The sequence below is a fragment of the Planktothrix sp. genome (assembly GCF_046067725.1).
Taxonomy (GTDB): Bacteria; Cyanobacteriota; Cyanobacteriia; order Cyanobacteriales; family Microcoleaceae; genus Planktothrix.
The window spans coordinates 1-3,752 of record NZ_JBJUDF010000173.1; the positions used below are offsets into that span (position 1 = coordinate 1).

Genomic DNA, 3,752 nt, shown 5'->3' on the forward strand with positions numbered 1-3,752 from the left:
CTTTAGTGGTTTTTGGTTATTACAAGGAGAGAACAAAAATAATTAATTGCTAAAGAGATTTAACCTTTGTAGAGATGTACCACCCTCAGCTATAGTAAACCGCGCCGAGGTTGTCATCTTTTACCGTAGGGGTTGGGTCTCCCAACCCTCTTGATACTTAGTTTCCCAACCCCTACAGATTTTGATTATCAATCATTTAGACTTGCGATCTAACCATTTAAGCCCTTAATTGTTAATTTGGGCTGCATATTGTTCTGCACCTAAACCAACTAATAGATGCAAGATTCCATCCGGTAAACGCAGAATTCCTTCCACGCCTGCGGCTTTTAATACGTCTTCATCCACCAGGTTACTATCAATAACCTGAACTCGTAATCGCGTTAAGGCGACAGCATCAACCGCTTTAATATTCACTTTTCCTCCCAAAGCAATAATAATAGTCTCAATTTGATCTTTTGTCGGTGCATCTGCACTTGTTGTGGGTGAAATCATCGGATTTGATAAGTCATTAACCGATAAAGTTTCAGATGAAAAATCTTCCACAATATCGGCTTCTGGCCCAGCCGTTTTTAGATATTCGATCATATCCGTTTTTAAATTTTCTGAACGGGGGCCGAATATCGCTTGAGCATTATTTCCCACTTCTAAAACTCCCGACGCACCTAACGCTTTGAGTCGGCTTTTATTCACCTTTTTCATATCCTGAACAGTGATGCGTAACCGAGTAATACAAGCATCTAAATTCGCAATATTACTGCGTCCGCCAAAGGCTTTGACCAGTTCCATTGCTAAACTACCAACTCCGCTTGCTGATGTAATATTTTCTAAGGGTTGTACTTCCTCTTCTCGACCCGGAGTTGGTAAATTAAACTGTCGAATTCCAAAGTAAAACACACAGAAATATAAAGCGGCAAAAAACGGCCCCAAAGCGGGAATTAACCAAGCTTTTGTTCCTAAACCATTAAACAGGAAAAAGTCAATAAATCCTTGAGAAAAGGTAAAGCCCATCCTTCCCCCCAAGGCGATAAATAACCAATCACAAAACCCTGCCATTAACGCATGAACTGCATATAAAGCCGGGGCGACAAACATAAATGAAAACTCAATCGGTTCAGTAATTCCGGTTAGAAAAGAGGTAAAGGCAGCAGAAATCATAATCCCTCCTGTTACCACCCGATTTTGGGGTTTTGCTGCCCGCCAAATGGCGATCGCAGCAGCAGGTAAACCAAACATTTTGAACCAATAAGCCCCCCCTAAAATTCCGGCTGTTGGGTCGCCTGCAAAAAAGCGATTAATATCTCCAGTAACAACTCGGTTAGTGATGGGATCAGTAAAAGAACCAATTTGAAAAAAGAAAGGAACATTCCAAATATGATGTAATCCAAAGGGTAATAATAAACGTTCTACAACCCCATAAATTGCCGCCGTCAGACTCACATTATTTCCCGATGCTGCCGCATTTGCAGCCGTAGAAATGGCGTGTCCAATGGGGGGCCAAATCACACTCATTAACATTCCCATTGCGATCGCTGCAAAGGAGGTAATAATCGGAACAAATCGTTTTCCCGCAAAAAATCCTAAATATTGGGGAAGTTGAATTCTGAAAAAACGGTTAAATAAATAAGCTGCAACACAGCCCATAATTAAACCACCAAATACCCCCGTATCTAACGAAGGAATCCCCATTACAGTTGCTAATTCATCGGGATTAACCCCAAATAAATGAGTAGAAGCTGCCCCTAAAGAAGCGACAAAAACCACAAATCCTACCGTTGCAGCTAAGGCAGAAACCCCATCATTTTCTGCAAATCCAATGGCAACAGAAATGGCAAAAATAATCGGTAAATTTCCAAAAATAGCATCTCCTGAAACCTTCATAATCGTAGCTAACCAATCTGGTAGCCACCAAAATTTAGGAGAGCTAATGGTTCCCGATGCCAAATTTTGTAATTCAATTAAACGAGCACTTCCTAACCCCAATAATAAACCAGCAATCGGTAAAACAGAAACGGGAAGCATCAAAGACTTTCCCATTTTTTGTAATAAAGAAAAAGCGTTTTTGAACATAATTTTTGTTGACAGTTTATGGTTGACTAATCACTGATTACGGGGGGATTACCCCGCCTCTACAAGTGCCCGAACCTCAGCCCCCGTTTCTGCATTTAACGCTTTTTGGGCTAATTCTTGACATTGAACCAAACTTAATTCTCGGATTTGTGCCTTAATCGTGGGAATACTCGGAACACTCACACTTAATTCCTTCACTCCCAAACCAATTAATAATGGAATCGCTTGTGAATCACTGGCAATTCCTCCACAAACCCCCACCCATTTTCCCTGTTGATTTGCACCTTTAACAGTTAAATCAATTAATTTTAAAAGAGCCGGATTTAAACCATCAACGAATGGCGCAAGTTTAGGATGTCCTCGATCCATTGCTAACGTATATTGGGTTAAATCATTAGTTCCGATGGAAAAGAAATCGACTTCTTTCGCAAATTGTTCAGCCATCATCGCCGCCGCTGGAATTTCGACCATAATGCCCACTGAAACCGCAGGAGTTTTTAACTTTTCTCGTTCTTCTTCTAACATAGCTTTTGCCATTTTAATTTCTTCTAAACGAGCAATCATGGGAAACAGAATTTTTAAGTTTCCTGAAGTCGCCGATCTTAAAATGGCTCTTAACTGAGTTCTTAAAATTTCAGGACGATCAAACCCAACTCGAATGCCTCTTTCTCCTAAAAAGGGATTTTCTTCATGAGGAATAGGTAAATAAGGTAACGGTTTATCTCCTCCCACATCTAACGTCCGAATAATTAACGGTTTTTCTTTTCCTAATACCTGAGCAATACTGCTATAAATTTCAGTTTGTTCATCCTCGGTGGGGGCAGATGAGCGATCCATAAAGATAAATTCAGTTCTTAATAAACCGACTCCTTCTCCGCCTAATTGCACTGAAGTTTCAGCCTCTATTTTACTGCCAATATTAGCTACCACTTCCATCCGATATCCATCTTGAGTCATAGCCGGTTTCATCCCATTAGCAACATCCGCTTTCCGCTTTTCGGCAATTTTAATTTGTAAGGCTTTTACCTGTTCCATTTCTGCAGAAGTTGGATTCAGTTTTAATGTCCCTTTATTACCATCTAAAATAACCGGAGTTCCGTCGGTTAAATCTAAGACTTGGGCTTCGGTTCCGGCGATCGCAGGAATTCCCAGAGAACGAGCTAAAATCGCAACATGAGAAGTCGTTCCTCCCGCAACGGTACAAAATCCAATTACTTTTGATCGATCCAACGTTGCCATATCCGAAGGAGTTAAATCCTCAGCAATTAAGATTGTCTGATTCGGATAAATTGGCTTGGTTGAATTCACTCCAGTGAGAATTCTTAACACCCGTTGCCCCACATCTCGGACATCATTTGCCCGTTGAGATAATAATTCATTGTGTAATTTTGCTAATTCTTCTGCACTATTGGTAAAGGTTTGTTTCCAGGCAAAAGCGGCACTGTTTCCCTTATCAATGGCACTGGTCGAAATTTCCATTAATTCGGGATCTTCTAATAATTCTTGATGGGCTGCAAAAATCGCCGCTTTACCGGGATCACCCCGACCATGAATTTTCGCCCGTAACGCTTCTACTTCTAATTTGGCTTGTTCAATAGCTGTTTCTAATTTCCGCCGTTCTGTATTCGGGTTGTCGCCCCGTTCAACGACCTTAATCTCCTGTTCCCGTACCCGGAAGGTATAAC

At 41.0% G+C, this 3,752-nt stretch carries 2 protein-coding genes; both read right to left on the reverse strand.

Going from position 1 to position 3,752, the window contains the following annotated elements; genetic code table 11:
• Nucleotides 1–225: 225 nt before the first annotated feature.
• On the reverse strand, nucleotides 226–2,067 hold the full coding sequence (gene ptsG, locus ACKPEB_RS10565; protein ID WP_408964844.1) for a glucose-specific PTS transporter subunit IIBC: 1,842 nt from the start codon (nucleotides 2,065–2,067) through the stop codon (nucleotides 226–228).
• Between the two features lie 48 nt (nucleotides 2,068–2,115).
• On the reverse strand, nucleotides 2,116–3,752 hold a 1,637-nt coding region (ptsP, locus tag ACKPEB_RS10570; RefSeq protein WP_408964845.1), incomplete at its 5' end, for a phosphoenolpyruvate--protein phosphotransferase.

Coding starts and splice junctions, on each gene's coding strand:
- ptsG (WP_408964844.1), bottom strand. CDS start 2,067: ATGTTCAAAAACGCTTTTTCTTTATTACAAAAAATGGGAAAGTCTTTG.